Origin of the sequence: Paenibacillus sp. DMB5 (assembly GCF_001517085.1) — a bacterium.
In the GTDB taxonomy this organism is placed as follows: domain Bacteria; phylum Bacillota; class Bacilli; order Paenibacillales; family Paenibacillaceae; genus Paenibacillus_AQ.
Map to the genome: position 1 here is coordinate 73,470 of NZ_LRAC01000007.1, position 26,664 is coordinate 100,133.

Annotated in this window: 26 protein-coding genes and 1 pseudogene; 9 read left to right on the top strand and 18 right to left on the bottom strand. The window is 51.6% G+C overall.

The annotated features are described in order from the left end of the window. Positions 1-184: 184 nt before the first annotated feature. Genes AWJ19_RS01655 through AWJ19_RS01665 form a run of 3 tightly spaced genes read right to left on the bottom strand, consistent with a single transcriptional unit; the run spans position 185 to position 4,921 of the window. On the bottom strand, positions 185-1,501 hold the full coding sequence (locus AWJ19_RS01655; protein ID WP_068720969.1) for an extracellular solute-binding protein: 1,317 nt from the start codon (positions 1,499-1,501) through the stop codon (positions 185-187). A gap of 27 nt (positions 1,502-1,528) precedes the next feature. After that, positions 1,529-3,283, bottom strand: coding sequence for a sensor histidine kinase (locus AWJ19_RS01660; RefSeq protein ID WP_082707643.1), 1,755 nt, complete (start codon positions 3,281-3,283; stop codon positions 1,529-1,531). Between the two features lie 33 nt (positions 3,284-3,316). Next, the gene (locus tag AWJ19_RS01665) at positions 3,317-4,921 is read right to left on the bottom strand and encodes a response regulator (RefSeq protein ID WP_068720971.1); all 1,605 of its coding nucleotides are present in this window, start codon (positions 4,919-4,921) and stop codon (positions 3,317-3,319) included. Between the two features lie 221 nt (positions 4,922-5,142). Here AWJ19_RS01665 and AWJ19_RS01670 point away from each other — a divergent pair, with 221 nt between their 5' ends. Then, a complete protein-coding gene (locus AWJ19_RS01670; RefSeq protein WP_068721023.1) occupies positions 5,143-5,889 on the top strand; it encodes a YdcF family protein in 747 nt (248 codons plus the stop codon). A gap of 107 nt (positions 5,890-5,996) precedes the next feature. Here the strand turns inward: AWJ19_RS01670 and ybaK are convergent, their stop codons facing one another. Continuing rightward, positions 5,997-6,470, bottom strand: coding sequence for a Cys-tRNA(Pro) deacylase (ybaK, locus tag AWJ19_RS01675; RefSeq protein ID WP_068720973.1), 474 nt, complete (start codon positions 6,468-6,470; stop codon positions 5,997-5,999). A 206-nt stretch (positions 6,471-6,676) separates the two neighbouring features. On the opposite strand from ybaK, the gene AWJ19_RS33775 reads away from it, so the two are divergent. After that, complete coding sequence (locus tag AWJ19_RS33775; protein WP_198536447.1) at positions 6,677-6,820, top strand: hypothetical protein; 144 nt, start codon at positions 6,677-6,679, stop codon at positions 6,818-6,820. Positions 6,821-6,905: 85 nt separating this feature from the next. Here the strand turns inward: AWJ19_RS33775 and AWJ19_RS01680 are convergent, their stop codons facing one another. The 4 genes and pseudogenes from AWJ19_RS01680 to AWJ19_RS01695 all read right to left on the bottom strand — a co-directional run bounded on the left by AWJ19_RS01680 (position 6,906) and on the right by AWJ19_RS01695 (position 11,901). Then, entirely contained in the window at positions 6,906-7,157 is a 252-nt protein-coding gene (locus AWJ19_RS01680) for a YolD-like family protein (RefSeq protein WP_068720975.1), read from the bottom strand. A 159-nt stretch (positions 7,158-7,316) separates the two neighbouring features. Next, positions 7,317-8,486, bottom strand: a pseudogene (locus AWJ19_RS34525) (right-handed parallel beta-helix repeat-containing protein); the annotation flags it as partial. 1,317 nt (positions 8,487-9,803) lie between these two features. Continuing rightward, positions 9,804-10,109: a hypothetical protein gene (locus AWJ19_RS36190; protein ID WP_241781561.1), complete on the bottom strand. Its 306-nt coding sequence runs from the start codon at positions 10,107-10,109 to the stop codon at positions 9,804-9,806. A gap of 118 nt (positions 10,110-10,227) precedes the next feature. After that, complete coding sequence (locus tag AWJ19_RS01695; protein ID WP_068720977.1) at positions 10,228-11,901, bottom strand: hypothetical protein; 1,674 nt, start codon at positions 11,899-11,901, stop codon at positions 10,228-10,230. A gap of 190 nt (positions 11,902-12,091) precedes the next feature. Between AWJ19_RS01695 and kduI the strand changes: the two genes are divergently transcribed. From kduI to kduD, 3 genes are read left to right on the top strand one after another with little or no spacing between them, the layout of a single operon-like run. After that, entirely contained in the window at positions 12,092-12,925 is an 834-nt protein-coding gene (gene kduI, locus AWJ19_RS01700) for a 5-dehydro-4-deoxy-D-glucuronate isomerase (protein WP_068720979.1), read from the top strand. Between the two features lie 34 nt (positions 12,926-12,959). Beyond that, positions 12,960-13,715, top strand: a complete 756-nt coding sequence (locus AWJ19_RS01705; protein WP_068720980.1) for a DeoR/GlpR family DNA-binding transcription regulator — start codon at positions 12,960-12,962, stop codon at positions 13,713-13,715. Positions 13,716-13,767: 52 nt separating this feature from the next. Beyond that, positions 13,768-14,523 (top strand): 2-dehydro-3-deoxy-D-gluconate 5-dehydrogenase KduD, encoded by a 756-nt coding sequence (gene kduD, locus AWJ19_RS01710; protein WP_068720982.1) that lies wholly within the window; start codon positions 13,768-13,770, stop codon positions 14,521-14,523. Positions 14,524-14,619: 96 nt separating this feature from the next. Here kduD and AWJ19_RS01715 read toward each other — a convergent pair whose 3' ends face one another. Further along, on the bottom strand, positions 14,620-15,141 hold the full coding sequence (locus AWJ19_RS01715; protein ID WP_068720984.1) for a hypothetical protein: 522 nt from the start codon (positions 15,139-15,141) through the stop codon (positions 14,620-14,622). 26 nt (positions 15,142-15,167) lie between these two features. Then, entirely contained in the window at positions 15,168-16,250 is a 1,083-nt protein-coding gene (locus tag AWJ19_RS01720) for a stalk domain-containing protein (RefSeq protein WP_068720987.1), read from the bottom strand. A gap of 156 nt (positions 16,251-16,406) precedes the next feature. Here AWJ19_RS01720 and AWJ19_RS01725 point away from each other — a divergent pair, with 156 nt between their 5' ends. Both AWJ19_RS01725 and AWJ19_RS01730 read left to right on the top strand, forming a co-directional pair. Further along, entirely contained in the window at positions 16,407-17,030 is a 624-nt protein-coding gene (locus AWJ19_RS01725; protein ID WP_068720989.1) for an NUDIX domain-containing protein, read from the top strand. A 36-nt stretch (positions 17,031-17,066) separates the two neighbouring features. Further along, positions 17,067-18,341: an MFS transporter gene (locus AWJ19_RS01730; protein ID WP_068720991.1), complete on the top strand. Its 1,275-nt coding sequence runs from the start codon at positions 17,067-17,069 to the stop codon at positions 18,339-18,341. Between the two features lie 65 nt (positions 18,342-18,406). On the opposite strand, the gene AWJ19_RS01735 is transcribed toward AWJ19_RS01730, so the two are convergent. The 7 genes from AWJ19_RS01735 to AWJ19_RS01765 all read right to left on the bottom strand — a co-directional run bounded on the left by AWJ19_RS01735 (position 18,407) and on the right by AWJ19_RS01765 (position 23,961). Next, positions 18,407-18,784, bottom strand: coding sequence for a hypothetical protein (locus AWJ19_RS01735; protein WP_068720993.1), 378 nt, complete (start codon positions 18,782-18,784; stop codon positions 18,407-18,409). Positions 18,785-18,926: 142 nt separating this feature from the next. Then, positions 18,927-19,808 carry an alpha/beta hydrolase gene (locus AWJ19_RS01740; protein WP_068720995.1) on the bottom strand — a complete coding sequence of 294 codons (882 nt, stop codon included), beginning with the start codon at positions 19,806-19,808 and terminating at the stop codon, positions 18,927-18,929. A 22-nt stretch (positions 19,809-19,830) separates the two neighbouring features. After that, positions 19,831-20,313, bottom strand: a complete 483-nt coding sequence (locus AWJ19_RS01745) for an NUDIX hydrolase (protein WP_068720997.1) — start codon at positions 20,311-20,313, stop codon at positions 19,831-19,833. A 161-nt stretch (positions 20,314-20,474) separates the two neighbouring features. Then, positions 20,475-21,329, bottom strand: coding sequence for a manganese catalase family protein (locus tag AWJ19_RS01750; protein ID WP_068720999.1), 855 nt, complete (start codon positions 21,327-21,329; stop codon positions 20,475-20,477). A 208-nt stretch (positions 21,330-21,537) separates the two neighbouring features. Continuing rightward, a complete protein-coding gene (locus AWJ19_RS01755) occupies positions 21,538-22,422 on the bottom strand; it encodes a DegV family protein (protein ID WP_068721001.1) in 885 nt (294 codons plus the stop codon). Between the two features lie 390 nt (positions 22,423-22,812). Continuing rightward, a complete protein-coding gene (locus AWJ19_RS01760) occupies positions 22,813-23,082 on the bottom strand; it encodes a hypothetical protein (RefSeq protein ID WP_068721003.1) in 270 nt (89 codons plus the stop codon). An 81-nt stretch (positions 23,083-23,163) separates the two neighbouring features. After that, complete coding sequence (locus tag AWJ19_RS01765; RefSeq protein WP_068721005.1) at positions 23,164-23,961, bottom strand: hypothetical protein; 798 nt, start codon at positions 23,959-23,961, stop codon at positions 23,164-23,166. 201 nt (positions 23,962-24,162) lie between these two features. Here AWJ19_RS01765 and AWJ19_RS01770 point away from each other — a divergent pair, with 201 nt between their 5' ends. Next, the gene (locus AWJ19_RS01770; RefSeq protein WP_068721007.1) at positions 24,163-24,963 is read left to right on the top strand and encodes an AAC(3) family N-acetyltransferase; all 801 of its coding nucleotides are present in this window, start codon (positions 24,163-24,165) and stop codon (positions 24,961-24,963) included. A gap of 178 nt (positions 24,964-25,141) precedes the next feature. Here the strand turns inward: AWJ19_RS01770 and AWJ19_RS01775 are convergent, their stop codons facing one another. Next, the gene (locus tag AWJ19_RS01775; protein WP_068721009.1) at positions 25,142-25,837 is read right to left on the bottom strand and encodes a helix-turn-helix domain-containing protein; all 696 of its coding nucleotides are present in this window, start codon (positions 25,835-25,837) and stop codon (positions 25,142-25,144) included. Positions 25,838-25,932: 95 nt separating this feature from the next. On the opposite strand from AWJ19_RS01775, the gene AWJ19_RS01780 reads away from it, so the two are divergent. Further along, complete coding sequence (locus AWJ19_RS01780; protein WP_068721011.1) at positions 25,933-26,553, top strand: flavin reductase family protein; 621 nt, start codon at positions 25,933-25,935, stop codon at positions 26,551-26,553. The last annotated feature ends 111 nt before the right edge of the window (positions 26,554-26,664 follow it).

Genomic DNA, 26,664 nt, shown 5'->3' on the forward strand with positions numbered 1-26,664 from the left:
AGCACCCGATGTGCGCATCATCTTAGAAAGCGTTTCCTTGTGTTTACAGGATAGCACTCCGCTCTCCAGGGTTGAATGCAGTTTTTTAAGCTCCGTATGCGGTAATTTTAATAGATCTCTATGGTAAAAAAAGAGGCAGATCCGCAGATCTCCCTCGCGTGTGCGTTATTCAGCTGAATATCTGCTATTCCTTCAAGCCCTCTTCCCGCGCCTGCCGGTCGTATTCCCGGTCCGCTTCTTTCATTGCGCTGCTTACATCGCCATTGCTGACAACGAGCTCCTCCAGCAGCTTATAGTACCAGTTGCGGAACTGCTGCGGAATGGTATTGCCGCCCCACCAGTTGTTGATCATCCTTGATTTCACAGTCTGCGGGTCGTCAAGAATACGCAGAGCCTCCTCCATCGGCTCACTGACCGGATAGACCGGTTTAACTATGGTGGCCGGAATTCCGTTAATGGCGGCCAGAAAGGTGCCGTACTGCTCAGGACTGAAGAAAAAGTGCAGGAAGTCCTTGATCGCCGCAGACTTCACCGGATCACCGGCGGCTTCCGCCGAGTAGGACCAGCCGGCGAGCGAAGGAAGGCCGGTCACCTTCACCTGCCCGGAGCGGTCCGGCACCGCATAGAAGCCGAATTCAAAAGCCGGATCCGCGGCCGAAATCGGCGAGAACATCCACGGCCCCGAGTAGAGCTGGGCCGCTTTACCTGAGACAAGGAAGGATACGGTCTGGTTATCGCCGATATTCTGCCAGCCCGGATCAACATACCGGGTGAACAGCTGCTTGAAGTCGCTTACAGCCTGAATCACATTGGTATCGGTAAAGCTGACCTCGCCGGCCGTTCTGTGTGCGTTCCAATCCGGATCCAGGGCATACACATTGTCGATCAGAAATTTGTTGATCCAGAAGCCCAGGTGAAACAGGTCCTTCCCCCCGGCCACCAGCGGTGTAATGCCGGAGGCCTTCAGCTTCTCCTGCACAGCCAGAAACTCATCATAGGTTTGCGGCAGACTGGTAATGCCGGCTGCCGCATAGGCCTTTTTGCTATAAATGATGCCCTGCGGCGGGGTTTCATAGAGCGGAGCGTTCCACACTTGTCCGTACACCTGTACAGGATGGTCCAGAAGCTCCACCAGCTCCTGCGGGAGCGGGGCGATTTTGCCTGCAGCGGCGAAGGCCTCTGTATCACGCATCTCCAGCAGATCGGGAAACTCGCCGACGGCATCCTTTATTTTCAGCCAGTCCAGATAGGCGCTGGAGGAAATTTCGCTGATGTCATTGATCGTAACATTGGGATTCGCCTGCATATAGGCGGCAATAACCGCCTTTAGCGCCTGGGTCGTCGCCATATCCCCTGCAGCATAGGCAATGGAAAAGGTGACGGACCGTAGAGGTTCTACCTTTCCTCCGCCCTCATCTCCGGAGCCGCCAGCACTGCAGGAAGCAAGGATCGCGATGGTGAGGATACCCGCTGCCGTTTGTTTTTTGCTAATCTTGTACATACACCGCTCGCGCTCCCTTACATTAGACTACGATTGTTGCGCAATAACAGGAAACAGCAGGGTAACGGAAGTTCCGATATGCTCCCGGCTGCTGACGGCAAGGCCATACTCCTCCCCGAAGGTAGATCGGATGCGTTCATGGACATTCTTCAGCCCAACATTTTTGCTTGGGGCAGCGGGGTCTTCCAGATTCCTGTGAAGCTGTGCCAGCGTCTCCCGGCTCATGCCGATGCCGTCATCATAAATGGTGACAGCCAGCACCTGCTCCCTGCGCTCAACCGTGATGCCGATCGTCCCCTTCCCTTTTTGGCGCAGACCATGCTGTACAGCATTCTCGACCACAGGCTGCAGCGACAGCTTCAGCACCGGCCAGTCCATATCAATATCCTGGGGAATCTCCTGCTGAAGTGTATACCGGTTTTCATACCGGACGGAAATAATGTAGAAATAATTATGCAGATGCATAAGCTCGCTGCCGAGGCTGACCCTGTCCTCCCCGTAATCAATCACATACTTCAGCTGATCCGAGAGGGCCAGAATCATATCCGCCACTTCCCCGGCCTCCTTGTCTACCGCATTCATGCGGATAACTTCCAGGGTGTTGTAGAGATAATGCGGCCGGATCTGGCTTTTGAGCGCGTTCAGCTCGGTCTGCTTCTGCTTGATCTGGGCCACATAGGCTTCGTCGATATGAATCCTGAGGCGTTCCACCATCCGGTTAAACCCATGGGCCAGCCGGCCCATCTCATCGTTGCTGTTCACGGTCAGCTGTGTATCAAGGTTGCCTGACTCCACCACCGTCATTTGCCTGATCAGCTCCCGGATTGGTGCAGCCAGACGGCGGGAAAACCACGCCCCCATCACTATCATCACCACTGCGCAGATTGCGATGGCAATGTACACGGTCATCCTTGCCGACAGCAGCTGCTCGAACAGACTGCCGCGGTGGATTGCGGCGATAATCTGCCCGTCCAGAAAAGGAATCTCCTGGCTGAGTGTAATCCGCTCCTCATCATCCAGCACGGGCTGTATGATAGCCCCCGGAGCCACATCCTGATTACTGAAATACACTCTGCCCTGCCCGTCCAGCAGGTATAGCTCATCCCTGGCGCCGAGGCTGAGTTCCCCGATAAACTGCTGGAACAGCGAGGTGTCGATGTCAAGGAAAAGGGTCCCAACCACCTTGGGCTCCCGGGTCACTCTGCCCGAGGTATCGATCAGGGTCCGGCCGATGGTGAACACGGTTTTGTGTGAATCAAAAAAATAATCATCCGTATGGGCCGGAAATACCGCTGCCTTGGCCGGATCTTTAGCCATGGCCGCCAGCCACTCCGGCCGGGCGAAGTCGTCCGTCACCAGCGAGCGGTTCTCCTTCTGCTGCGAGTATACCTTGCCGTCGGCATTCCTTACAAACTGCACACCGGTAATATAGGAATCGCTGAACAGCAGCGTTTTTAGAAAGCTGTCAATCGGGATGGCATTAATCTGCCCCAGCTCATTGACATTCGCCGTCTGGTTGCGGCTGTAGCTGTCGATGTATCCGTCGTAACGGCCGGTGTACATCAGCTTGGAGATTTCATTGTACTGGTTAAACGCCGAATTCAGATTATAGCCCATATACAGCACCATCTGCTGCAGATTGCTGGCCGTATAGCGCTCCACATAACCGGAAAAGGTCTTAACGGAAAAAAAGCTGAGCGCCAGCAGCGGAATCAGCCCGACCAGCAGAAAGGATGCCGAAAATTTGATAAAAACACTGCTGCTCCGCCCCCTGTTCAGCACACATACTCCCCCTCAAACTCTAATATCATGCCTTCAAGGCTTCAAGGACTGCTTATATTCCTGCGGCAGCCTGCCGAATTTCTTCTTGAACATGTCGCTGAAGTGACGGGCATTGTTGTAGCCGACCTGTTCGGCGATTTCATAGATCATCAGGCTGCTCTGGAGCAGCAGCCGGCGGGCATGGTTCAGCCTTACCTCCGTTAAGTAGTGCTTGAAGTTCTGGCCGGTATGCTTCTTGAAAAAGCTGCTGAAATAATACGGGTTCATGTACAGCAGCGCAGCCATGGATTCCAGCGTAATATTCTCGGCATAATGCTCCTCCACATAGGCTTTCACCTGCAGCAGCTGAGGCATCTCTTTACCGCTCAACCTGCCGGCCAGCTGGCTGAACAGCTCCTCTACCGCGCTGCAGAAAGCAGCACCCAGGGCAGCATAAGTCGGGGCTGCCGTAAACTGCTCCAGCAGCGCCGGACTTGGACCCTGCTGCGCGGCAGCATCTACACTGTATTCGGCCAGCTCCTGCTCCAGCTGGAGCACCGTATTGTAGATGTGCGATACCGCCTGGGCGGGGCTGCCGCCCGAGAGCTGCTCCACCTGGTCAAGCAGCTCTTTGCACCGGACAGAGGCAGTCTCCTTCTCCAGCATCTTCAGCGCTTCTATCAGCGACAGCTGCGTATCCGCCAGGGGGGCCGGCGAGGTCAGGGAAGACAGTGCACCAGGTGCACCATCGTCTTCAATAACCCGGTTGAGGCCGCAAAAATATTTCGATCTTAGCGCTTTCAAAGCGCTGCGGTATGAATCATCGGCCTCCTCCAATCCGCCTCCCGGCTTGCCGACGCCGATAGTCACCTGCAGCTTCAGATAGCTGTTGATCTTCTGGTGCAGATCATCTATCAGCGAACGCGGCTCGTCCGGCTGCTCGTGCTGCAGGAGTATACACAGCCGTTCTCCCTTGCGGAATACGTATCCGCTGCCACTGCTTTCGACCGTCTCCTTGATAATATTGCTGAGCGCGAATTCCACCAGCTTGCGTTCATGCTCCTCCCAGCGGGACGAGCCGCCGCTGTATTCATCGATCTCCACTGCACAAATGGTAGCAAAGCGGGTAATGGCCGTATTCCCCAGCCGGGCCAGCGTGACTGCAGCCCCCTTGTTGCCGTCCGTCAGCTGTTCAAGCAGCTCCTCAATCGTGCCGGAGACCTTTTTGCGTTCATAGGATTTCAGCCTCTCCTTGTTCCGCTCCTCTTCCGACTCCTGGCGGATCAGCGCGACTGCCTTGCCTGCCGCCTGCTCCAGCTGGCCGGTATTGACCGGTTTAAGCAGATAGTCCACTGCACCGTACTGTAGTGCCTGCCGTGCATAGGCGAACTCCTGATAGGCGCTGATGAACACCACCTTGATGGAGCGGCCTGATTCATGAATTCCGCGTATAATATCAATGCCTGAATAACCCGGCATGCTAATGTCACTGATAATCAGATCGGGAGCAGCGCTGTCAATCAGCGTCTTCAGCTCAATCCCGTCGCAGGCTTCTCCGACGATTTCAAGGCCCAGCGACTCCCAGGCGATCAACTTTTTGAGCCCGCGCAGAATAACCGGCTCATCATCAGCCAGTACAACACGTATGCTTCTGTTCATGCTTATTCCTCCGTGGATATGACATCATGCTGCCGTTACCGGGATTGCCCCACCACTACTGTACCACATAAGCCCGGTGCGGCAGATGCAGCTTTTTAATGGAAAACCGCAGTTTTTTAAGCGGGCTGAAGGCAACCGGCCGTCCCCTCATCTTGCAGGAGCATGGCACAATCCCGCTGCAGCTTGTATACTTGTACCAAAAAGGAAAGGCGGTCATCTTCCTGATCTATTTCATTAAATTCCTCTACAGCTTCATCCTGCCGCCGGGCCTGTTCGTCCTGCTGCTGACTGCGGCTGCACTCTGGATCTGGCGCAAAAACCGCCGTCCGGCCGTCACTCTGCTGATTGTTACCTCTCTGCTCTACCTGTCTATGACACCGCTGATGTCCAATCTGCTGATGGGCAGCCTGGAACGTAAATACAGTCCGCCAACCCGGATCGACGGCGATGTGATCGTCATCCTCGGCGGCGGGGCCACAAGCGGAACGCCGGATATTGACGGTGATGGCAATCTGTATGGGCCCGCTGCTAACCGGCTGCTGACCGCAGCCCGGCTGTACAGGGAAACCGGCCTGCCGCTGCTGTTCACCGGCGGCCAGGTGTTCGCCGACAGCGGCAACGAAGCTGACATTGCGAAGCGCCAGCTGATTGGACTTGGCATTCCGGCAGAGGATATCCTGACCGAGAACAAGTCGCTCAACACCGAGCAGAACGCTGAATTTACCGCAGCGCTGATGAAGGAGTACGCGCTCAGCCGCCCGGTGCTGGTCACCTCCGCCTTCCATATTGCGCGCGGCATGGAGGAATTCCGCAGCGCCGGCTTATCCCCGCAGGCTTACCCGAGCGATTATAGGATCAGCCGCATGGGTTCCTTCTCCCTCTCCAAGCTGTTCCCTTCACCCGGATCGATGGAATCTACCGGAGTGGCGCTGAAGGAATACCTTGGCCTTCTGGCGGCGAGGTTATAGACAGCCTGGCCGGAATCCACCCCGGACATGCGGCTCCGGTAGCGGACCAAATAAAAAGCAGTGGCCGAAGGAATTTCCCCGCGCCACTGCTTTTTTTGCCCTGCAGCCTATTTGACCAGATCGTAAAATACGGAATCGGTCATGCCGGCCAGCTCCTGTGGATCCAGCTCCATCTGCATGCCGATTTTGCCGGCACTGACTGCAATTGTATCGTACAGCTCCGCGCTTTCCTCAATAAAGGTCGGATACAGCTTCTTCATCCCGACCGGCGAGCAGCCGCCCCGGATGTACCCGGTCCACTTCAGCAGATCCTTCACAGGAAGCATCTCAATCTTCTTCTCTCCTGCAGCCTTGGCCGCCTTCTTCAGATCCAGCTCCCCGCCTACCGGAATGACGAACACATACAGATTGGGTCCGTTGTGTGCCACCAGGGTCTTAAAGACCGTATCCGGATCAAGACCGATCTTCTCGGCCACTGCGGTCCCGTGAATAGCCCCGTCCTCATTGTCATAAAGATGCAGCTTATAGCGGATGCCCTTGGCATCCAGCATCCGCAGCGCGTTGGTTTTGCCGGTCTGCATGTTCCCCACCCTTTTCTGCGCAGTATCATTTTATAGATTAGTAACCTGCTGAATATGTATAAAAGCTATTATAACATGTTGCGTTCACAGTCTATAATAAAACCAGACTCTGTCTATTCGCCGTCTCAGGAAAGGAGATTACATGCGTACTGTATTTGACGCTCATCTGCACATTATCGATCCCCGCTGTCAATCCGGATGCGTTAATGTTCGGTACCGATCTGCCGTCCACAAGAGCGCGCCGCCCCTACCACCCTGCGGATCTTGAGCTGATCTGCGAGACACTCGGGGAAAAGCTCGCCGGTAAAGTGCTGTATCAGAACGCGGCAGACTGGTATCTAAAGCGCTGACGGACTGCCGGACAATAACAAAAACCCTTGGTTTTCCAAGGGTTCAGTTATTGAAATCGTCATCCGGTCAAGTTGTCTTGCCCGGCTAATCGCGCGGATAATTCACTGCCATAATATCCATAAACGGAACCTTGTGCAGTTCCCCGTTAAAGCTGACATGCACCTTGCCGGTCCGGGAGTCCATGCCGGTAATCTGCCCGCGCACCTCTTCTTCTTTTCCCCATACGGTCAGCACGATCACTGACTCCTCCTGCATTGCTTCTGTCAGCTGGTTTCCGAGCTCCTCCAGCACAAACTCATCTCTTGTCGGCCGTTTGGCCACTTTCGCTTTTGCCACGCTTTACCTCCATTAAGCCATTCCTGGGATTCCTTTTAGCAACTGTTCAGCAGCTATAATGAATGCTCCTGAATATTATAACATGTACTCTCCTGGCAGCAACCCGCTTTGCAGCAAAAAGGAACCGGACGGCAGCCCGGTTCCTCTAAGTACAATAAACTATTGAATAGTGGCGCCGATGTTAGTGCCGGCTGGTGTACCGGAACCAATCAGATCGCTGCCTGAGGCCAGCTTCAGGAAATTGCCGAGGCTGAAAGAGCCGTCAGCATTCCGGCTAACTGAAGGAGTCAGGCTTACGAAATCAGCACTGCTAGCCACAAGACCCTTGGCATTGGTGCTGGCGTTATTCTTCCACCAGACGTTAGTGCTGGAAACATCCGTTCCGCTTGTCTTGTCGCTCGATGATCCCGCAAAGCTCAGGTTATTCGTAAATACATGGGTACCAGCATCAAAAGCAAAGTTGCTTCCGCCGTTGCTCCATGATGTATTGTTGGTCATTTTGATGGAGCCGGGGTTGCTGTTATAGGTGAAGCCGTGCTTTTTGTTCTGGAAGGCCATGCTGTTCGTTACAATATGATTTACGGATATGGATTCACCGCCCAGCTTAAAGCCGTTGCCGTCACTGTTTGAGGTTGAATTGCCGTTGGAGGTTTGGCCGTTCTTGTAAGCAATGCTGTTCTTAATGGTGACTGCACCGATCGGGCCGGTATCCGTCTTGGTGTACAGGTCCCATCCGTCATCGGTGTTCCAGGCTGCTATACATTTATCAAACACGTTTCCGGGGCCAATCGTCAGCTTGGCGGCAAACCCGTCAGCATCCTCTCCGTTATCCGGGTCAAAATTGTCATGGGAGTATACGCCGATAATCTGATTGTAGCTTGGCCATTCGCTCATACTGGAGGCAGATGAGGCATAACGGCTGATTTGCAGGCCCGAATCCCGGTTATGATGCGTCTCTACATTTTCGATAATGTTATAGTTGCCGCCTATAAAGATCCCGTTGTCTCCGGCTCCCTTGACTTCAATCCCTTTTACGTGCCAGTAATGCCCAAAGATCTGCAAGCCGCGTTCCGAGGATGCAAAGGCTTGAGCGGAGAAATCAAAAACCGGCTTTTCACTTCCATAGGCAACGATGGTCTTGTGCGCGCTGGCGGTGCCGCTGTTGTCCCGCTCGATCGTCACTGGTGAAGAGAAGGCATAAGTGCCGCCGCGCAGGTAGATCGTTCCGCCTGCAGCAACCCGGGTCAATGCAGATTGCAGCGTAGTCGGGCTTCCAATCGTACCGGCATTGCCTGCAGCACCGTTAGCCGCGACATAAAGCGCGCCGGAAACAGGAGTTGCTGTCGGGACAGCGGTAGGCGCAGGAGTAGGCGCTGTTGTCGCTGTTGCTGAAGGAGTTGCCGTCGGTGTAGGCGCTGCTGTAGGCGCTGCTGTAGGCGCTGCTGTAGGACTGCTGGTTGGTGCCGTTGTAGCGGTTGGCGTGGATGTAGGAGTTGCAGTGGTATCGCTTACAATTACATTATCAAATTTGGCAGCCGTCTTGTAGGCAATCAATCCAACTCCGCCGGAGGTTAAATTGTTATCGTGTGCATTTAGTTGCAGCACATTATTCACGTACATGCTGATCGAATCTCCCGCTAGTTCCAGCCGGATATTGTACACTGTCCCTGTCGTGATTGAGAAGCCGGTCTTCGTAGCGAGTGTAGTGCTTTCGCCGCCGAACTTTTTGCGGATTTCCAGTGTTCCCCCGTTCGAATTGGAGATGGAAGCTGCATAGTAATTGTTGCCGTCCTTGTAACGGCCGCACACATACGTACGGTTTGTGCCGTTAAAATTATCGATTTTAACATCAGCCTTGACGCTGTAGTCGGTCCAGGAGCCGCTGCCTGCCGAGGTGCGGCCTTCTGAACTGCCGGATTGATAATATACATAAGAGCTGCCGTCCTTAACTACTGACCAGATACCTGTCGTGCTGGTCCAATTGCCGGCGCTGCCGGACTCAAAATCATCACTGAAGACGTTTGCCGCATGTACTGACGGTATACCCCATTGCAAGCCGCCAAAAGCGATTACAGCAGAAAGCGCAATACATGCAGTGAAAGAAAATCTCTTTTTTATTTTCACGTTAACATTTACCTCCAGATTATTTTTTTATTTTTTCAGTAGCAACTGCAGCTGTAGCATTCCATGTCATTCTTGCTGTTTTACGAAACAACAGTTAATTATCGTTCATCGCATCCCTCCTTGCCCGGATAACTGCAGATTACTGCGAAGGGTGTTTTTCCGCAGGAGTCAACCTAACTTCCACTATAAATCCTTTTTCAGGATTGTACAGATGCTTTTAAGTAAATTTATTACATATATGTGAATGTATTCGGTTTTTCTTTCGTGTCTTAATTGTAGAGGGAAACGATAGGTATCTGAGCATGCAAAAAGCTGCCCTGCCGGGCAGCTTCATATGATCCTCTATTCAGCTATTCCGCATCCGCTCAACCAGTGCGGTATACACCTTATACTGCTCTTCCCACGCATGCATGCGGTTGCCGAACCCTTTTCCCTCCAGCAGCGCTTCTATAACATCCAGACAGACATGCCAGCCGGCCAGATCCCTGGGAGTGTGGTCCGTAATTGTTCTTATCGTCTCGATTAGCCGAAGACTGCTTTCTCCCGGCCCTGCTTCAAGCTCAAATCTGACCTTATCCTCACCCCAGGCATACTCCAGCACAGCGGCAGGGCGTAATCCGAGATGCCCATCACCTCATACGTCCCGTCTCCTATATCAAACGTCATGCTGCCGCCAATGCACAGCTCACCGGACCTAAGCTCAGGAAACCACTTGGACAGCAGCTCATTATCCGTCAGGTAAGCCCAGACTTCATCTGCTGTATGCTTGTAATGGCGATCAAACGTTGCTGTGAAGCCGCCCGGCACTTTCTGTAGTCTGGCAGTCACCTGGATTCCTCCGAATCTGAATGGAATTGCTCCGGAACGAAACAGTAATGTAAGATTATACTCCCGAAAAGGATAGCATTTGTAGGGCGCGTTATCAAATAATAAGCAGCTGCTATAACTATACCTTATATTCTTCCAAGCTTACAGGTTTGCCGTTAATTAAAGCTGCCGGCCCTTTATCTGTACCTGCTTCAAGCCGGAGCAGATCACTACTAAGGGTAGTGTATTCTACCGAGAGTACAGATCCTGCCGTGAACACCGGCTTACGAGCTGACAGAGCAGCGGCAAACTCCGCCAGGCTGCTGATGCCTTTTTCCGCTGCCTCGGCTGCCGCTAAGGCTTCAATCGCTACGCCACCCGGCATTCCTGCCGCCGTTACTTCCAAGTAATCCTCCCTGCTGGTCAGCTGATATGCCCGGGACAGCCAGACAGCAAAATAAATCCCCCGGACCAGGCCGTAAAGCGCCTGTTCCTGCTCCAGCCATTCTCCCATCGGCAGCACGCCGACAACCGTGTTCTCTTCCCCTTCCGGCACAGGGAACAAGGACAGCACCGTCCCCTTATGGAACAGCACCTCCATATAAGGACTCTGGTGGCGGGGATCGCCTGCCCGGTAGCCTTCGCCCGGATGGAAGAAATACAGCCGGTTGACTTTCCCTTCCCCATCGACCGGCAGTGAATAAGCCCAGCGGAGCTGCTCATTATCAAATTCTTCTACCCGCTCCCACAGGCCGCCTGCCGCATACGCGTCTGTAATATAAGCGTATGAATGGAGCAATGGCTGCTCCTTAGATTCGCCGGGATTTACTTTTTGCGTAAGCTTCTTCATCTCTACAGGTTCCCGGCGGTTTAACGCTGCTTCCCGGGCCTGTGCCGTAGCCTCGTAGAATAGAAACCCTGCATATTCTGTACGCGGCATACTCCCGCTTAGCGGGAAATCGCCGAATTGCACATAATCATGCAGCACGTTACGGTCAGCGGGCACATCATGCGGCCAGCCGCGGGAATGTGCGCCGGCCCAGGCACCGCGCAAATAGAAGTCACTCCGCACCTGCCAGAGGTAGTCCAGCATCGCTCCAAGCAATGCCCGGACTCCGCTGTCTGCCTCCAGCTCCCAGGCGCAGGTGAACGCCTGCACCCAGTGCCAGAACCACGGCAGACTGCCATACTCCGGCATCCCTTTTGCCCGGATATGGCTGAGTGTCCGCTCCAGACTGGCCACGCCGTCTGCACGCAGCTCCTCATCGCCAAACAGCTGGCCGAAGATCAGCTTGGCGGCTGTATATTTGGCTTCGTGGTGCCCGTAATGCACCACCTCTTTACGGAAAAAGCCGCTGCGGTAAATATGCCCGGTTGCCGTATGTAAGGCTACCCTAAGGGCAGCACTCAGTTGACCGTTATAATGCCTGCAGAACCAGACCAGCAGGCTGCCCATAATTTCTACCGGCAGCTCATGCGGCGCGGCTTCGCGCGGCAGCGGATTCAGGCCAAGCGGCCAGTGGCCGTACAGGCGGGTTCCCGGCTGCCGGTTCTGCAGCAGCACGGTTTCCAGCAGCACCGCCTCCGCTTTCTGCCGGGCCTGCTCCCGCTCTGCTTCCGGAAGCATTGAATCGTCTACAGCAGCCGCGAACAGATAGGAAGCATAATAGAAGTTATTGCGGACGTCATCGTGAAACCAGAGGCCGCTGTCCAGCAGCGGCAGCGCCTGTGCCTCAAGTGCCACCTTTTGAATGATCTCCCGTTGTCTCTGTGCATAGGGATTATCTAGTTTATAGTGTAGCTTAGCCGTCATCATTTTCCCCTCCCAGGGTATTATTTCCATCCTATTGTGCACGCTTTCCGTTCATATAGCAATCACAAAAAACAACAAATAAACTAAAATAAACAGACTAAAAAAGATTATCTCTTGCCAAATGAACGTAAATGGATTAAATTGTACCTATACGAACGAAAATACGTCAGCGAAGGGGATTGAATACGTAATGGAAAGACGTTTTGCATCGCATCCGAATGAAGTGAAGCAGTTTGACACAGAGCGCCTGCGCAAGGAGTTCCACATCCCGGTTATTTTTGCTCCGGATGAGCTGAAGCTTGTCCTGACTCATGAAGACCGCATGATCGTGGGCGGAGCTAATCCGGTAAACGAAGATGTTGTACTGACAACGGACCTGAAGGAGCTTGGGGTAACTTACTTCCTGGAGCGCCGCGAGCTGGGTGTTATCAATGTCGGAGGCAAGGGCTCTATCGTTGTAGACGGCACTGAATACGAAATTGATTTCAAAGAATGTCTCTATGTCGGACAAGGCGCTAAGGATGTTGTATTCAAAAGCGCAGACAGTGCCAAGCCTGCCAAGTTCTATCTGAACTCTGCTCCGGCACACCAGTCCTACCCTACTACCAAGACTACACTTGCAGAATCCGAATCCGGCGCACTCGGCGGTCTGGAAAATTCCAACGAACGCACCATTCACCGTTTCATCCATACTAATGGCGTACAGAGCGCTCAGCTTGTAATGGGTATGACTCAGCTGAAGCCGGGCAGCATGTGGAATACAATGCCTTCCCATACTCATCCGCGCCGGATGGAAGCTTACTTCTACTTCGATCTTCCGGATGATTCCATTGTGTTCCACCTGATGGGCGAGCCGACTGAAACCCGCCACATCGTTATGCACAATGAGCAGGCTGTCATTTCCCCAAGCTGGTCGATTCACAGCGGTGTAGGAACACACAACTATACCTTCATCTGGAGTATGGCCGGTGACAACAAACGTTACGATGATATGGACCCCGTAGGCATGAAAGAATTAAAATAGAAGAAAACCAACTACGGAAAGACGAGGCAGGCGGATGAACCCGATACGGCGACACGAGATGATTATGGAAGTTATGCTGAACCAGAAGGATGTAACGGTAAATGAGCTCAGCGACAAGCTGCAGGTCAGCGGAAAAACAATCCGTGAGGATCTTAGCAAGCTTGAGGAGCAGGGATTGATTGTGCGGGTGCACGGCGGAGCCGTACTCGCCCAAAGCGATCAGTTCGGCATCCTCCCCGTAAAGAACCCGCTGGATAAATATTCAGACGAGAAAACGGAGATTGCGCTGCGTGCCATTTCCCACATCAGACAGGATGACATCATTGCACTGGACGGCGGAAGCACGACGCTGGAGATTGCCCGGCGGCTGGACAACATGTCTCTGACAGTGGTTACCAATGATGTGTACATCATCAGCGAGCTGGTTCCAAAAGACAACATCCGTCTGGTCGTTCCCGGAGGGTACCGGGTCCGCAATATGCTGGCCGGTCCCGAAGCCGTCGCCTACGTGCAAAAGCTAAATATACAAAAAGCATTCCTGTCGGCTACAGCCGTGCATATCGAGCACGGACTGTCTATCTACACCGGTGATTTAATTGATTTCAAGCAGGCGCTTGTATCCACAGCGCGCAAAGTATTTGCGGCCTGTGACCACCACAAGTTCGGACAGACTGCGCTGCGCACCTTCGCTTCATTGCAGGAAGTCGATGTGCTGCTTACAGACAGCGGCCTGTCCCCTGAAACGGCGGAGCAATTCCGCAAGGCAGGCATCAGCATTGAAGTCGGCTAAGCTGCCGAACACAAAACATTCATATTAACCTATTAAAGGAGCGAATTATATTATGTCATCATTATTCAGCCTTGCAGGCAAAACAGCAATCGTAACCGGAGCAGCACAAGGTCTGGGCCAAGGGATCGCCCTGGCTTTTGCCGAAGCAGGTGCAGACGTTGTATCCATCTCCCTTAACGACAGTGATGAAACTGTAGCAGCAGCCCAAGCGTTCGGCGTAAAAGCCCTGAGCATCGCCGCTGACCTGAGCGACCACACCAAGCTGCAGGCTGCATTCGACCAGGCGCTGGAACTGACCGGCAAAGTGGACATCCTCGTTAACTGCGCAGGCATGATCCGCCGTACTCCAGCCAAGGACCACAGTGAAAAAGACTGGTTCGATGTAATCAACCTCAACCAGAACACTGTATTCCTGCTGTCCCAGATCGCCGGCCGTCACTTCCTGGAAAGAGGAACCGGTAAAATCATCAACATCTGCTCCATGCTGTCCTACCAGGGCGGTATCAACGTTCCAGGCTACACAGCAAGCAAGCATGCTGTTGCCGGCTTGACCAAAGCTTTCGCTAACGAATGGGCACAATACGGCCTGAACGTTAACGCTATTGCTCCTGGATACATGGCTACTGAAAACACTGCACCAATCCGTGCGGACCAGAACCGTTCCGATTCCATCCTTGAGCGTATCCCTGCAGGCCGTTGGGGAACTGCTGAAGACGTTAAAGGTCCTGCAGTATTCCTGGCTTCCGCTGCTTCCGACTACCTGAACGGCCATATCCTGGCTGTTGACGGCGGATGGCTGGCCAGATAATATCGCTTCATTCCTCCGGATGAAGGAGCTTTCTCACATACACTTACACCCGCATGCCTCTGGCATGCGGGTGTTTGGTTTTTTACAGGCTATGATTTAGGCCGTCAGCTCCACAAACTGTTCAGGATAAGCGCGGATGTAAGCTGCGATCGCAGCTAGACTCTTCACTGACACGCTCTGAATCCGGTCATAATAAACTGTAATTTCTCCTGCCAGCCCGGTGTCCTGCTCCAGATCTTTGAAGGCAGCCTCACTCCATCTCCGTCCCAGCCGGTTATTTCGCAGCTCCAGCATATCTTTGGTATCCTGCAGAAGCTGCATCATTTCTGAATCCCCGAAGAAAGACAACGCTTCCTGGACCCCGTCCCAATAGCCGGGCATATCCAGCATATGGGACAGCCAGGTATAGTACTCTGCTTCAGATTTATGTCCGTGATCATAGAACACCCGGAACATACAAAGTGCTTTCTGTGCCCGGCTCAGCTGCCCGATTACCTCAGCCTTGATTTCAGGGCGTTTGCCGCGTATAAGCATAAACACCGGTTCCATACAGGCCCAGCCCAGCCTTTCATCGCTGAACGCTTCAAACGTCCCCCGTTGCATTTTTACCAGATGCATGTCGCCCTCCTTGATTTAAGTTATCCCTACTGCAGCTTCAGTACATTTCTTATTTGCTCCACTGCCTCTGTGTTCAGCTTATCCTTCGGATTGATTATAATTTTATCGGTAATGATGATCAGGCCTTTATCGTAATAGACCTGCTTGTTCAAAGCCTCCACTGCCGCTCTTAACGGAACAAAGGTCCGGCCATTCAAGATTTCAGCGTTAGGAATAACGGTCTTCCTATTCATATATAATACTGTCGCTTCCAGCTTTTTGAGGTCGACCGCTATATTGGCACCAAAATTTGCAGAGATGAACTTCAGCGGCACCATCGTCCGTCCGTTACGGATATAGGGCTCAACCTTATAATTGTCCTCATCGACCCGGGTAAGCCGGTTTCTCGCCAGTACAACAGAGTCTCCAACCGTAAGCACAACCCCATCCTCCAGGATCGCATCCGTGAGGGCACTCCTGGTTGTCCCCTCTCCGTCAGATTGGCACGGACTGCCCTTATACAACGCCATATAGTCAGTGATTATATCCACTGCTTCCGGCCGTATGTCTTTGGTTAGCTTCGTATTATTAAGCACCTGTTCCGTAATAATCCAGCTGCAGTCCATATTCTGCTGTGCGGCCGCAAGCGCCTGGATCAGGGCAACCGTCTGGCTGTCTGGCAATGCCTTCTGAGCTGCAGTAATCCAGGTAATATCCGGTTCCATGTAGTGATCCAGCACCTTCAGGTAGCCAATCACGAACATTTCCTGTGCGTTCAGAGCGGACATATCCAGTGATGCAGTTGATTTACCGTACACCAGCTGCGCGTATTCCTCAGCATGCTCCCTGTCCGACCAGGCCAGGTCCGAATATAAGGCATTGATTACGGCCGCTTTCACATCCAGCGGGTTTGCCGGCAGGGCCAGATAGTCTGCTACAGTGCGGGTTAGCCCGTTTTTTTCGGCCTCAGCTACAATTTTCACATCCAGATAGGCTTTGTATATAGCTGTTGAAGTAACCGGAGAATCCGCATGAACAAGAGCCGAACCGCTTCCGGTAAAAAAGGCTGTACACATAATAGCTGCTGCAATAATCAGCTTCCCTAAGCGTGAACTCATAAATGTATTCATTTTCATACCTCCCTGATTTGTTGTGACAGAATTTCAGGTAGCTATCCGTGTACATCGCTGCATCCCTCCGGCTAAGCATTGCCTGTCTGACAAAGGCTGTGCTATATTAAGCCGATGAACATCAGGTTGTAAAAATGATCCAAAGGAGTACGGCACATGAACGACGAATTACTGACTACGTTTGATGAACACGGAAATATTACCGGAACGGCTCCCCGAGGTGATGTGCACCGGCTGGGGCTGTGGCATGAAACCTTTCACTGCTGGCTGGTCAGCCGTGACCCCGGTGCGGGCATGTCTATCTGGCTCCAGCTACGCAGCCGTCAGAAACGCGATTACGCCGGTCTGCTGGATATTACGGCAGCCGGGCATCTGCTCTCCCATGAAACAACCGAGGATGGACTGCGGGAGCTCGAGGAGGAGCTGGGAATCACTGTCCCTTTTACCGCCCTGCATCCGCTGGGCATTATTCCATATACCATGGATTCAGCGGGCTTTCTGGACCGCGAACGGGCCAATGTCTTCCTGCACGAAACCTCCTTGCCGCTGGAGGCTTTTCATTTGCAGCCCGAGGAAGTAGCAGGGCTAGTTACCGCCAGCTTTGCTGATTTCCGCAGCCTGTGGGAGGGCAAGCTCTCTTCCATCCGGATCCGCGGCTTCCGTGTCGAAGGAGACAGCCGCATGACGATTGATGAGGAAGTCGGGACCGGCAGCTTTGTTCCGCATGAGCAGTCCTATTATATGAAGATTATTGCAGGCATTGCGGCAGCATTTACTTAATTATACCAAATCACATCCTGAATCATGGAGATTGTTATGACTAGAACACGCCTCAGCAGATCTTTTTACTTTTTATGGGGGACACAATCCGCAGCAAATGCGGCCGATGTCCTGTACATTATGGCTTTAACCGTGCTGGTGCTGGATCATACCGGCAGCCTGATCTCGGCGACACTGGTTCCCCTCTTCCGTTCCCTTTCACAAATGCTGAGCGGCCTGCTTGCGCCGCTGCTGATTGAACGGTTCAGGCTGTCCCGCCTGCTTTTACTGTCACAATCCGGCCAATTCCTGTTCTTTGCCGCAATGGCGGTGTACCTTGGCACCCAGGGCAGCAGTGCTTCCCTGGCCATCGTGTTCGTTCTGATCTTCGCCATGTCCTTTCTGGACGGGTGGACCGTTCCGGCGCGCAATGCGCTTGTACCACGGCTCACGGCCTCCCGTGAAGGGCTGCTCCGGGCCAACGGTCTGCTGTCGGTCAGTGATCAGATCGTACAGTTTGCCGGCTGGGGGCTGAGCGGCCTGATCATCGTCTGGATCGGCACCTCCTATACCCTGCTGCTGACAGCGGTCATCTATGCTCTGGCCGCCCTGCTGACCCTGCAGGTCAAAGAACCGCAGACGGCAAGTCCGGCAGACGCCGGTTCGGCAGTTCATGCTGAATCAGATACTTCCCTTCCCTCTACACGTGCTGTGCTGTCTGAAGGCTGGAAGATCATCTGGCGCACGCCAAGCCTGAGGGCGCTTACCGCTATTGATGCTATCGATATGCTCGGGGGTTCGGTCTGGGTTGGTGCGTTTACCCTGATTTTTGTACAGCAGGCACTGGGACAGGGCGAGGAATGGTGGGGCTTCATTAATGCTGCCTATTTCGCCGGAACCATCGGCGGAGGATTCGTGGTCCTCTCAGCAGTGCGCAGAATCGGCAGCAGTCTGCTGCGTTATATGCTGATCGGAATGACTGGCTATGGGTTGCTTACCTTCCTGTATGCGGTCAATACCAATCTCATCCTTGCGCTTGCGCTCGTCCTCGTGATGGGGCCCTTTGCCGAGCTGAGCATCGTAACCCGCCGGACACTTGTCCAGCACAGCGTGGACAGCACACAGCTGCCCAAGGTATTGTCTGCCCAGGCGACTGTGCTTCACCTGTTCTTCTGCATCTCGCTGCTCGGGATGGCTTGGGCGGCCGAGACGTTCGGTATCGTCAAGCTTTATATTTTCGCAGCTGTTCTGACCTGCTTTGCCGTTGCTGTAGGGATGGTATACGCAAAATCCCTGCGAAAAGTGGAAGAGAGCGAGCTTCACGGGCATTAAACAATTGAAGGTGCAAAAGGCCAGCTACACTGGGCCCATCTGCACCTTCTTTTCGTTTTCCGATATTAGATAAAAGCGTCAAAGTGGCCCTGCGAGTCTAACGTTGCCGTCCTCGGATCCGTCATGCCGATGCCTCTGAGGCCACCCTTCCAATCCGTGCGTGAAAGCGGAGCCTGGCTCTGGGGAAAAAGGGATACCACATCAGCAGAAGCGGTACTCCCGACCTTTTGTGCGAGCTGCGCTTCGAGCACCCGGATCTGCCGCTGCAGCTGCTCACGGCGGCTGGAAGACGCTACTCCGCCATCCTGCGCCGCATTCAGCTTTTCCAGCTCCATCATCAGCCGGTCCCGCCGCTTCTCCAAGGAACCGACATCACTCTGTGTGCCGCCGTAAGCTGTAAGCGCCTGTACTGAACTAATGCCTGCAACTGTCTGTACCGCCATATTGGTCCCTCCGTTTCCCTGGACTGCTTATAAAGCACAACCGGTTCATTCAAAAGCTCTTTTCCTTTTATTACCCTTCCAGCAGCTTCATGACAACCCGGATACATTAGAATTTATGATGCAGGATGCCGAGTCCACATCCTTACGCCATATCTATTGGTTTCCTTTGCAAAAAACGGACGGTTAGTTCGTTCACAGCACCGGCGTGCTCCATCGTCAAGGAATGGCTTGCCCCGGCAATCAAATGAGCCTCAAGACCAGGAATCAGACTTTTAGCGTTCGCCATTGCCTTCCCGGCCGGGTAGATTACCTCTTTATCCCCTATTAGGAGCAGAGTGGGAATGTGATAATCAATAAATTCTTTTTGTTCAAAAACTGAGGGCATCAACTGAAGAAGCGGCTTGCCATGGCTGTATCCCGATAGAACCTGAGCGCGAAATACAGGGGGCAGCGGCTCTCCCTTGCCGGAGAACCATAAAAAGGCCTGGTCAATCCGCTTTTCGGTGTGAAACAACAACGCAGGATAGATTTTCGCAAAAAACTTAAGGCTCACTCTATGAAACGCTCCGGCAGGAGCATACAGCAGCAGCTTTGACACTCGCTTCGGGTAAGCCAGCGCAAAATTCAAGGCTAAAAACCCGCCCATCGAATGGCCTGCCAAGTCTGCCCTGCTGCATTGCAGAGCGTCCACAACTTCAAGCAGCCACTGGTTGGCAGCCTGCCGGTTTTTTATTGCAAGGGCTGGTTTACTTTTACCGAAATCACCCATAACGTCAACCGCATATACGCACCGCTCCTGCACCAAATGCTGTATGTTGGGAAACCACATCGTACTGCTCATTGTCATTCCATGCAGAAGAAGCAGCGGCTCCTTACCCGGATCACCAAAACGAGTCACATATGTATCTCCGGATGTCGTCGTTATATAATATGACGTTCCTTCTAACTCAAAGCACTCTAAGCTTTTTTCGTAACAAAGATAGTATTCTTTTTCGCCTGCTTCGGTTTTAAAGATTGATCCCATACGCTACCCCTCATTTGACGAATTAGATGGTTCTGCTTAACTTCACTTCAAATTCAGGTTTAGTCACATAGTCCATGTACCGCGTTTTCCCGTCAAAATCTAAGTAGGCCTGATATCGCGCGCGGATTGCGGGGGCTGTAATCATCTCAAGTACCTGATCCTTGGCAACCCAGCGGCAGTCTGATGTCTCGTCAGAGGTACGCAGTTGTCCGCCAACAGGCTTACAGATAAAGTCCAGCATCACTTTCGTTGGTACAGTTGTCACGCCGTCATACCATTTATGAACGCCTGTGTTGGAGACTACTCCATATAGCTGCGAGACGATAACGTCGATTCCGCTTTCCTCATTGATCTCCCTAATCAGAGCATCCAATAGGTTCTCACCGATCTCCACCTGTCCACCCGGGCACACCCAGCCTCCACGATAAGTCTTCACCAAAAGGATTTGCCCCTCTTCATTCTCCACAATTCCGCTAACGGCAACAATATGCATTGGCCATACCATGAACATTCCTCCAATTCATTTACTTCTTATAGAAATTACTGGTATATGCATTCATATTCGTGAACAATTGCCAAAAACCCTTTGATAGATCATTTCCGAAAAAAGAAGAACCGCCTCCCTCATCCGAAGATGCGGAGTACGGTCCTTCTGTGAGATCCCTTTTACAGGCTCTCCATTCCCTTATTGACGATGTAGGGCCCCGAGCCCAATGTGGAATGCTGATGATCCGCCGGCTGAGCCAGAGTTGGCGCACCGCCCTGCGGCACCGGCTTCGAGACATATTCGAAATGGCCGGTTCCATCCGGCAGCGGACCGCTGGCCCAGCTGCCCTCACTGCTCTCCTCGCCTTCGGAGAGGTTAAGGAACTGGCGGGTCGCCGGCTCCACCGTCAGCTCACGCGGGAAGGAGGCCGGGGCAATGATGCCCTCCATTTGCTCAATTTCAGCGATAGCCGCCTTCCACTGGTTCTGGTGCAGAATGTCGCGGGAGATCATAAAAGAGAGCATATCGCGGATGCCAGGGTCTGTCGTCTGTTCATACAGCCGCACTACCTGGACTAGTCCTTGGGACTCCGCATTAAGATTGGCCCGGAAATCTGCCAGCAAATTGCCGCTGGAGATAATATATTTACTGTTCCAAGGGTAACCGTTACTGTCGGTCGGAGCTGCACCCATGCCGGAAACGATTAAATGCTGCGGATTGGTTCCGCCAAGCACAGCTGCGAGCAAAGGGTCCTGGGCAGCAGCGTCCAGCTCGGCAGCCGGAGCGCCGTCCAGCAGCTGGGCGATCATTGTGCACAGCATCTCGACATGGCCGATTTCCTCTGTTCCGATGTCCAGCAGCATATCACGGTATTTCTGTTCTGCCCGGCAGTTAAAGCCCTGGAACAGGTACTGCATCATAACTGACATTTCACCGTATTGCCCGCCCAGTACCTCCTGAAGTTTACGGGCGTACACCGGATCAGGTCTCTCAGGCTTTGCCCGGTACTGGAGTTCCTTGATGTGATAAAACATAGTATGCATCCTCCTTGTCCATGCGTGTGTCTGATTTTTCCTAATTCAATTACCCTCACCATCGGGAATTAATTAGTCTGCCTGACAAGTCTGCAGGATATCCTAACGTATTATGCGGTTTATCTACTTAACTTCACACAAAATATAAACCAGCATTCCCGTTCCTCACGGAAATGCTGGTTTATTTGAAAACATATTGCTCTTAGGCTTAGAGAGCAGGCTCCAGCTCTTTATCCGGAGCCGTGATGCTGTTAACGGCTGTGCTGTTAATCCATGACAGCGCAAGCGTTCCCTCGCCCATGTGTACGCCTACAACGGGTACAAAGGTCATGATTTCGGTACCGATAGAAGGTGACATTTCCTTAATGGCCGCTTCCAGGCTTAGCGCCTCTTCAAGATTATTCGCATGCATAATACAAATATCCTGGATCTGCCGGATATCCTTACTGAGGGTTTCCAGCAAGACTTGCTTCGTCTTCCTGAACGTGCGGATTTTGTCCACCACGACAATTTTGCCTGCATCGAATTTCAGCAGCAGATGAATACGCATCAGCTGGCCCAGCAGCAGCTGAGAGCCGGAAAGCCGGCCGCTGCGGTGCAGCTGGCTCAGGCTGGCCGGGATCAGATAGAAAGACATCTCTTTGATAATATCTTCAATTCTGTCCCTGATCTCAAGCGCAGAGCAGCCTGCCCGCTGCCAGTGCACACCGCGGCGGATCATCTCACGGATCGGATATGCACCGACTCTTGAATCGATGCCGACTACATTAACGCCGGCAATGTCTGCAGCCTGCATAGAGGTATGGAAAGTCCCGCTGAGCTCGGAGGAGCAATGAATCGCAATAATTTCGTCATACTCTTCCTTCAGGCGCTCGTATAGCTCCACAAATTCACCAATCGGCGGCTGGGAGCTGCCTGCCTTGTCGCTCTTACGCATTTTTTCATAGAATTGATCAGCGCTGATATCTATATTTTCTTTGTAACATTCATTATTAACAATTAGACGCAGAGGAATAATATAAACATGGTTATTCTCGGCGAATTCAGAATCAATGGTGCTCGTGCTGTCGGTTACCCAGGCGATGGATTTCATAGTCATTACTCTCTTTCGTGAGGGATTTGATGTCATTCGGTAACGGTATCCTTAACTATCTGCTTCATGCGTAAATTATACAGGAAGCCAAGCGTCCGTATAGCGTTCACGTGAATATTCCTGCACTTTTTTTCAACTAAATTCGACATAATTTCACATTATATATGACAGATATACCTATTAATAAACAGACAGTCTATGGTATGTGAATTCAAAAAAACAGATAATCACCTGTTATATCAAGAAAAGAGAGCCGCACAATTTCCGTGCAGCCCTCCCCATAAATTCAGCCTTCAAGCTCCGCGCTTGCCTCTAACTAAATTAAGGACCATCCCCCCATTAGAAGATGTGGAGTATGATCCTTTTAACTAACGGTGAAACAGATTTATATTAGTCAAAAAGGGACGTGAAGCCAATCGCAGCAAGCAGAAGCACGCCGATTCCCAAAAGGATGCCTCCTATGAGGAAATACTTGGCCTCCTGCTGAAAAGATGCTGTTTCTGGGCCTCCGGGTACAGGCGGACCAGGCTTGGCAGCTACGCCTTCCAGACCAGTACGCCCTCCGGTTCTCCGCCGTTTGTAACCAATGATCATCAGCACAACACCGAGCAGACATAAGAAGCTGCCGGGATAAACGAATGCCATCCACAGATCGTCCATAAGCTACCTCCTTGTTTGGCTGTCTTTCTTTATACTAAACAATGTTGCGTTCTGCCAAACAAGGTACCGTTCGTATCTCTATCAATCATCCAGGTTCTCAGAAATAATCTTCTCGCCATAGCGTGCCCGTAATTGATTGGCCATACAAGGGAGTGATTTTGTACCATAGGCGATTCCATCAAGTACGGTGTGTGCCGATCCATAAATGCCCATTATACTCTCATTCCCCAGTATATCGAATTCACGGATAAAGTTTTCGGTCATCTTGTTTTCCCGGTATTCGTTATCATGTCTATAGTTATAACGCCGGCCTTGCTGGATGGAGCCTTTTGTTAAAATGTGCTCCTTCGATCCTGTCAAACCGTTAGCCTCAAGATAAGCCAAGAAACGGCTTCCGGTAGAATCATACTGATGTCCAACGTCTGTGCCGTGAAAAATCGTCTCTGGACACTCGCTTTTTATTTGTTTGTAGAAATTCTTGGTATCCGGATTATAATCAAGCGTTCCCATCCAGTCCTCATAGATCTCATCCAGAATATCGTCATTGTCCGACTGCATCCAGACGTTTAGATATTCGGCGGTAAAATAGGACAGCTCGACGAACAAATGCCTCATGCCCTCGTTATGATAGTACTGAGACCATAATTCAAATTCCTTGTCCAAAATCTCAGCTACGCCATGCGCTTCACCGTACAGATAAATGGTGCCGGATGCCTGGGCCGCAACAATAGTTGCTCTGGCCGGCTGCAGCGGTTTGTCCGATGCCTTCCCTTCGCCGGAATCCCTGCAGGCGGCAAGGGCAAGGATAAGGAGTAGCAGTAATGGGTATAGAAAGATCGTTTTTACTTTTGCTAAGCAGGCAGGCTTTTCGTTGTTCATTGGCAGGATTCAACCTTTCATGTAAATAAATTCAATTTTATCCGCCAGCAATTGTACCACATATTGGAAATGTGTATAATGATGAAAGTAATAGAAATTAAGGGCACTGCTTCGCTAGCATTGCTAGAGACAACCCCGCTACTTGTTGTAGCCAGGTTATTTTTTTGTTATTAGTACACTGAAAAGGCGGCGAATCCGTTTATGACTACAAAGGAAACAAGAGCTCTCCTCACCAAAGAAGACCTCACTAAGCAGTTCAAAGACTGCGGACTCATGGAAGGTCATACCGTTATGGTCCATACTTCATTAAGCAAGCTTGGTTTTGTTATTGGCGGAGCCGAAACGTTCATCCGCTCCCTTCTTGAAATCGTCGGAGCAGAAGGAACTTTGATGATGCCGTCCCAAACGTGGAAAAATCTCGACCCTTCCACGGGTGTACACTGGGAGGAGCCCGTGGAGTGGTGGCCTGCCATCAGAGAACACTGGCCCGCCTATGACAAAGAGGTAACCCCGGCTATTGGCATGGGTGCCGTAGCCGAAATGTTCCGCAAATGGCCGGGAGCCAAAAGGTCTGACCATCCGGCACGCTCTGTAGCGGCAGTGGGCAAATATGCGTCGTTTTTAACGGAAAATCATGATTTGAGCAATATTTTTGGAGAAGGGTCCCCGCTGGATAAGCTGTATCAGCTGCAGGGTCACGTGCTTTTGGTTGGCGTGGGCTACGACAAAAACACTTCACTGCACCTGGCAGAAACACGGGCGGATTTCCCCGGCAAGAAGTTTTCCGAGGAGAGCAGCGCCATGATGGTAAACGGCAAGCGCGAATGGGTAACTTACAGGACTCAGACCGTGGATGATGAGGATTTTGTGCGGTTGGGGCAGATCTATGATAACGAACAAAAGGTGAAGCTTCATAAAGTCGGGAATGCCGATGTCCGGTTCCTGGAACAGCGTCCCTTGGTAGACTGGGCAACGGCTTGGATGGAGCGCAACAGGGTCTAGTATTAAACGATGACTCTATGCTATGGTAATCGATCGTTAATATTCGCTGGAGCCGTGATTAATCCGCACTGTAGTATGTTTTTTTATAACTTGCCGTTATTTATAGTACCCTTCACCGTATCGCTCTAATGACGAAAAGAGGACACCAATATCGGTGTCCTCGATCATTACCTTTTTATCACAGTGATTTTATATCCAGCGAAAATACTTCTTTGAAGCCTTTTTCACCGTCAGCAGTAATTTGTATAGCGCGTGTTTCAGGTAGACGCCGGACCCATTTCAGCTCTAAAAACCTCTCAAGCAAAGCATTTCCTAATGCTCCGGCAAGGTGATGACGTCTTTCACTCCAATCCAGGCATTTGTGGGTAAAAGCGCGACGCTTCTTCTTAACCATATTTAAGTCAATTTGAAGGTCTGTAAACAACTTCTCCCCATTCTCAGTAATAGCAAACCCTTCTTTTTCCTCACACAAAAGATCCGTTCTAAGCAGTGCATCGGTTAATTGCACCCCTAAACTTCCGGCGAGATGATCATAACAGGTTCTTGCGTAACGCAGCGCCTTGTCTTCTGAAGATTGCTTTAAAGACTTTATTTCAACCGGTGGCGCAATGGATAATAAAGTTTCCATGACCCGGGCAACCTCCTGATCGCGGATTCCATAGTATCGATGTCTCCCTTGCTTCTCAACAGCAATTACATCAGCATTGACCAATTTCGCCAAATGAAAACTTGCTGTCTGAGGCGTAATTCTCGCCATATATGCCAGCTCACCTGCTGCATGAAACCTCCCGTCCAGTAAGACAGTTAATATTGCCGCGCGTGAAGCTTCACTCACCAGAGAAGCAATCATAGCTGCGTTCGATTGTGCTTTCATTTTGACCTCCATTGTGCAATCCATACTTCGATGATCGTGGAACTATTTATATTATACAATTTAGGCAGGATGTATAAAATAGGAGGACAAACAGAATGGATAACACCAAGCAGATCTCAACCGCAGAAACGATACAGCCTAAGATTTTATATTATGGAACACCTGTAATCTTGCTGAATACATCTAATGAAGATGAAACAGTAAATATTAGTCCGATTTCATCATCTTGGGCATTAGGAGACTGTATTGTACTAGGGGTTGGTCTTGGGGGAAAAGCAATTGAAAATTTAGATCGGCTCCCCGAGTGCGTTATTAATATTCCCGGGCCTTCGCTCTGGAAGAACGTTGAACAACTGGCCCCCTACACGGGAAAAAATCCAGTCCCTGAATATAAGAAAGCGTATGGGTGCTCCTATCAAAAAGACAAATATGCTGCTAGCGGACTAACGCCCATAGAATCTATGACGGTTAAACCCACACGAATAATGGAATGCCCCTTACAAATTGAAGCAAAGGTAAAAAGCATTCGAATACCCGATTATTCGCCTACCTTTGCCATTATTGAGACCCAAGCTGTTCATGTACATGCCCACAAACAAATTATTATTGATGAAAATCATATCGATCCCCTAAAATGGAGTCCGCTAATCTATAATTTTCGTCATTACTTTGGTCTGGGTAAGGAACTCGGGAAAACCTTTAGGTCTGAAAACTAAATATCTGTCAGAGTCATAAGCTTCTGCTTGGCTGGAAGCTTATGTTGTGAGTTACAATCTTAAATTCCTTAACAAGAAAAACCCGCACAGCCATCCACTGAAGTGCACCCC

Bases quoted from the DNA above. Each gene is read 5' to 3' on its own strand.
- ybaK (WP_068720973.1), bottom strand. From the start codon at position 6,470: ATGCAGACCGGCAAAACCAACGCGCTGCGGATGCTGGATGCCAAGGGC.
- kduD (WP_068720982.1), top strand. From the start codon at position 13,768: ATGTCATCATTATTCAGCCTTGCAGGCAAAACAGCAATCGTAACCGGA.
- AWJ19_RS01730 (WP_068720991.1), top strand. From the start codon at position 17,067: ATGACTAGAACACGCCTCAGCAGATCTTTTTACTTTTTATGGGGGACA.
- AWJ19_RS01760 (WP_068721003.1), bottom strand. From the start codon at position 23,082: ATGGACGATCTGTGGATGGCATTCGTTTATCCCGGCAGCTTCTTATGT.
- AWJ19_RS33775 (WP_198536447.1), top strand. From the start codon at position 6,677: ATGTTCGGTACCGATCTGCCGTCCACAAGAGCGCGCCGCCCCTACCAC.
- AWJ19_RS01695 (WP_068720977.1), bottom strand. From the start codon at position 11,901: ATGACGGCTAAGCTACACTATAAACTAGATAATCCCTATGCACAGAGA.
- AWJ19_RS01725 (WP_068720989.1), top strand. From the start codon at position 16,407: ATGAACGACGAATTACTGACTACGTTTGATGAACACGGAAATATTACC.
- AWJ19_RS01720 (WP_068720987.1), bottom strand. From the start codon at position 16,250: ATGAATACATTTATGAGTTCACGCTTAGGGAAGCTGATTATTGCAGCA.
- AWJ19_RS01740 (WP_068720995.1), bottom strand. From the start codon at position 19,808: ATGGGATCAATCTTTAAAACCGAAGCAGGCGAAAAAGAATACTATCTT.
- AWJ19_RS01775 (WP_068721009.1), bottom strand. From the start codon at position 25,837: ATGAAAGCACAATCGAACGCAGCTATGATTGCTTCTCTGGTGAGTGAA.
- AWJ19_RS01745 (WP_068720997.1), bottom strand. From the start codon at position 20,313: ATGGTATGGCCAATGCATATTGTTGCCGTTAGCGGAATTGTGGAGAAT.
- AWJ19_RS01755 (WP_068721001.1), bottom strand. From the start codon at position 22,422: ATGAAATCCATCGCCTGGGTAACCGACAGCACGAGCACCATTGATTCT.
- AWJ19_RS01770 (WP_068721007.1), top strand. From the start codon at position 24,163: ATGACTACAAAGGAAACAAGAGCTCTCCTCACCAAAGAAGACCTCACT.
- AWJ19_RS01735 (WP_068720993.1), bottom strand. From the start codon at position 18,784: ATGGCGGTACAGACAGTTGCAGGCATTAGTTCAGTACAGGCGCTTACA.
- AWJ19_RS01715 (WP_068720984.1), bottom strand. From the start codon at position 15,141: ATGCATCTGGTAAAAATGCAACGGGGGACGTTTGAAGCGTTCAGCGAT.
- AWJ19_RS01705 (WP_068720980.1), top strand. From the start codon at position 12,960: ATGAACCCGATACGGCGACACGAGATGATTATGGAAGTTATGCTGAAC.
- AWJ19_RS01765 (WP_068721005.1), bottom strand. From the start codon at position 23,961: ATGAACAACGAAAAGCCTGCCTGCTTAGCAAAAGTAAAAACGATCTTT.
- AWJ19_RS01780 (WP_068721011.1), top strand. From the start codon at position 25,933: ATGGATAACACCAAGCAGATCTCAACCGCAGAAACGATACAGCCTAAG.
- AWJ19_RS01665 (WP_068720971.1), bottom strand. From the start codon at position 4,921: ATGAACAGAAGCATACGTGTTGTACTGGCTGATGATGAGCCGGTTATT.
- AWJ19_RS01655 (WP_068720969.1), bottom strand. From the start codon at position 1,501: ATGTACAAGATTAGCAAAAAACAAACGGCAGCGGGTATCCTCACCATC.
- kduI (WP_068720979.1), top strand. From the start codon at position 12,092: ATGGAAAGACGTTTTGCATCGCATCCGAATGAAGTGAAGCAGTTTGAC.
- AWJ19_RS01750 (WP_068720999.1), bottom strand. From the start codon at position 21,329: ATGTTTTATCACATCAAGGAACTCCAGTACCGGGCAAAGCCTGAGAGA.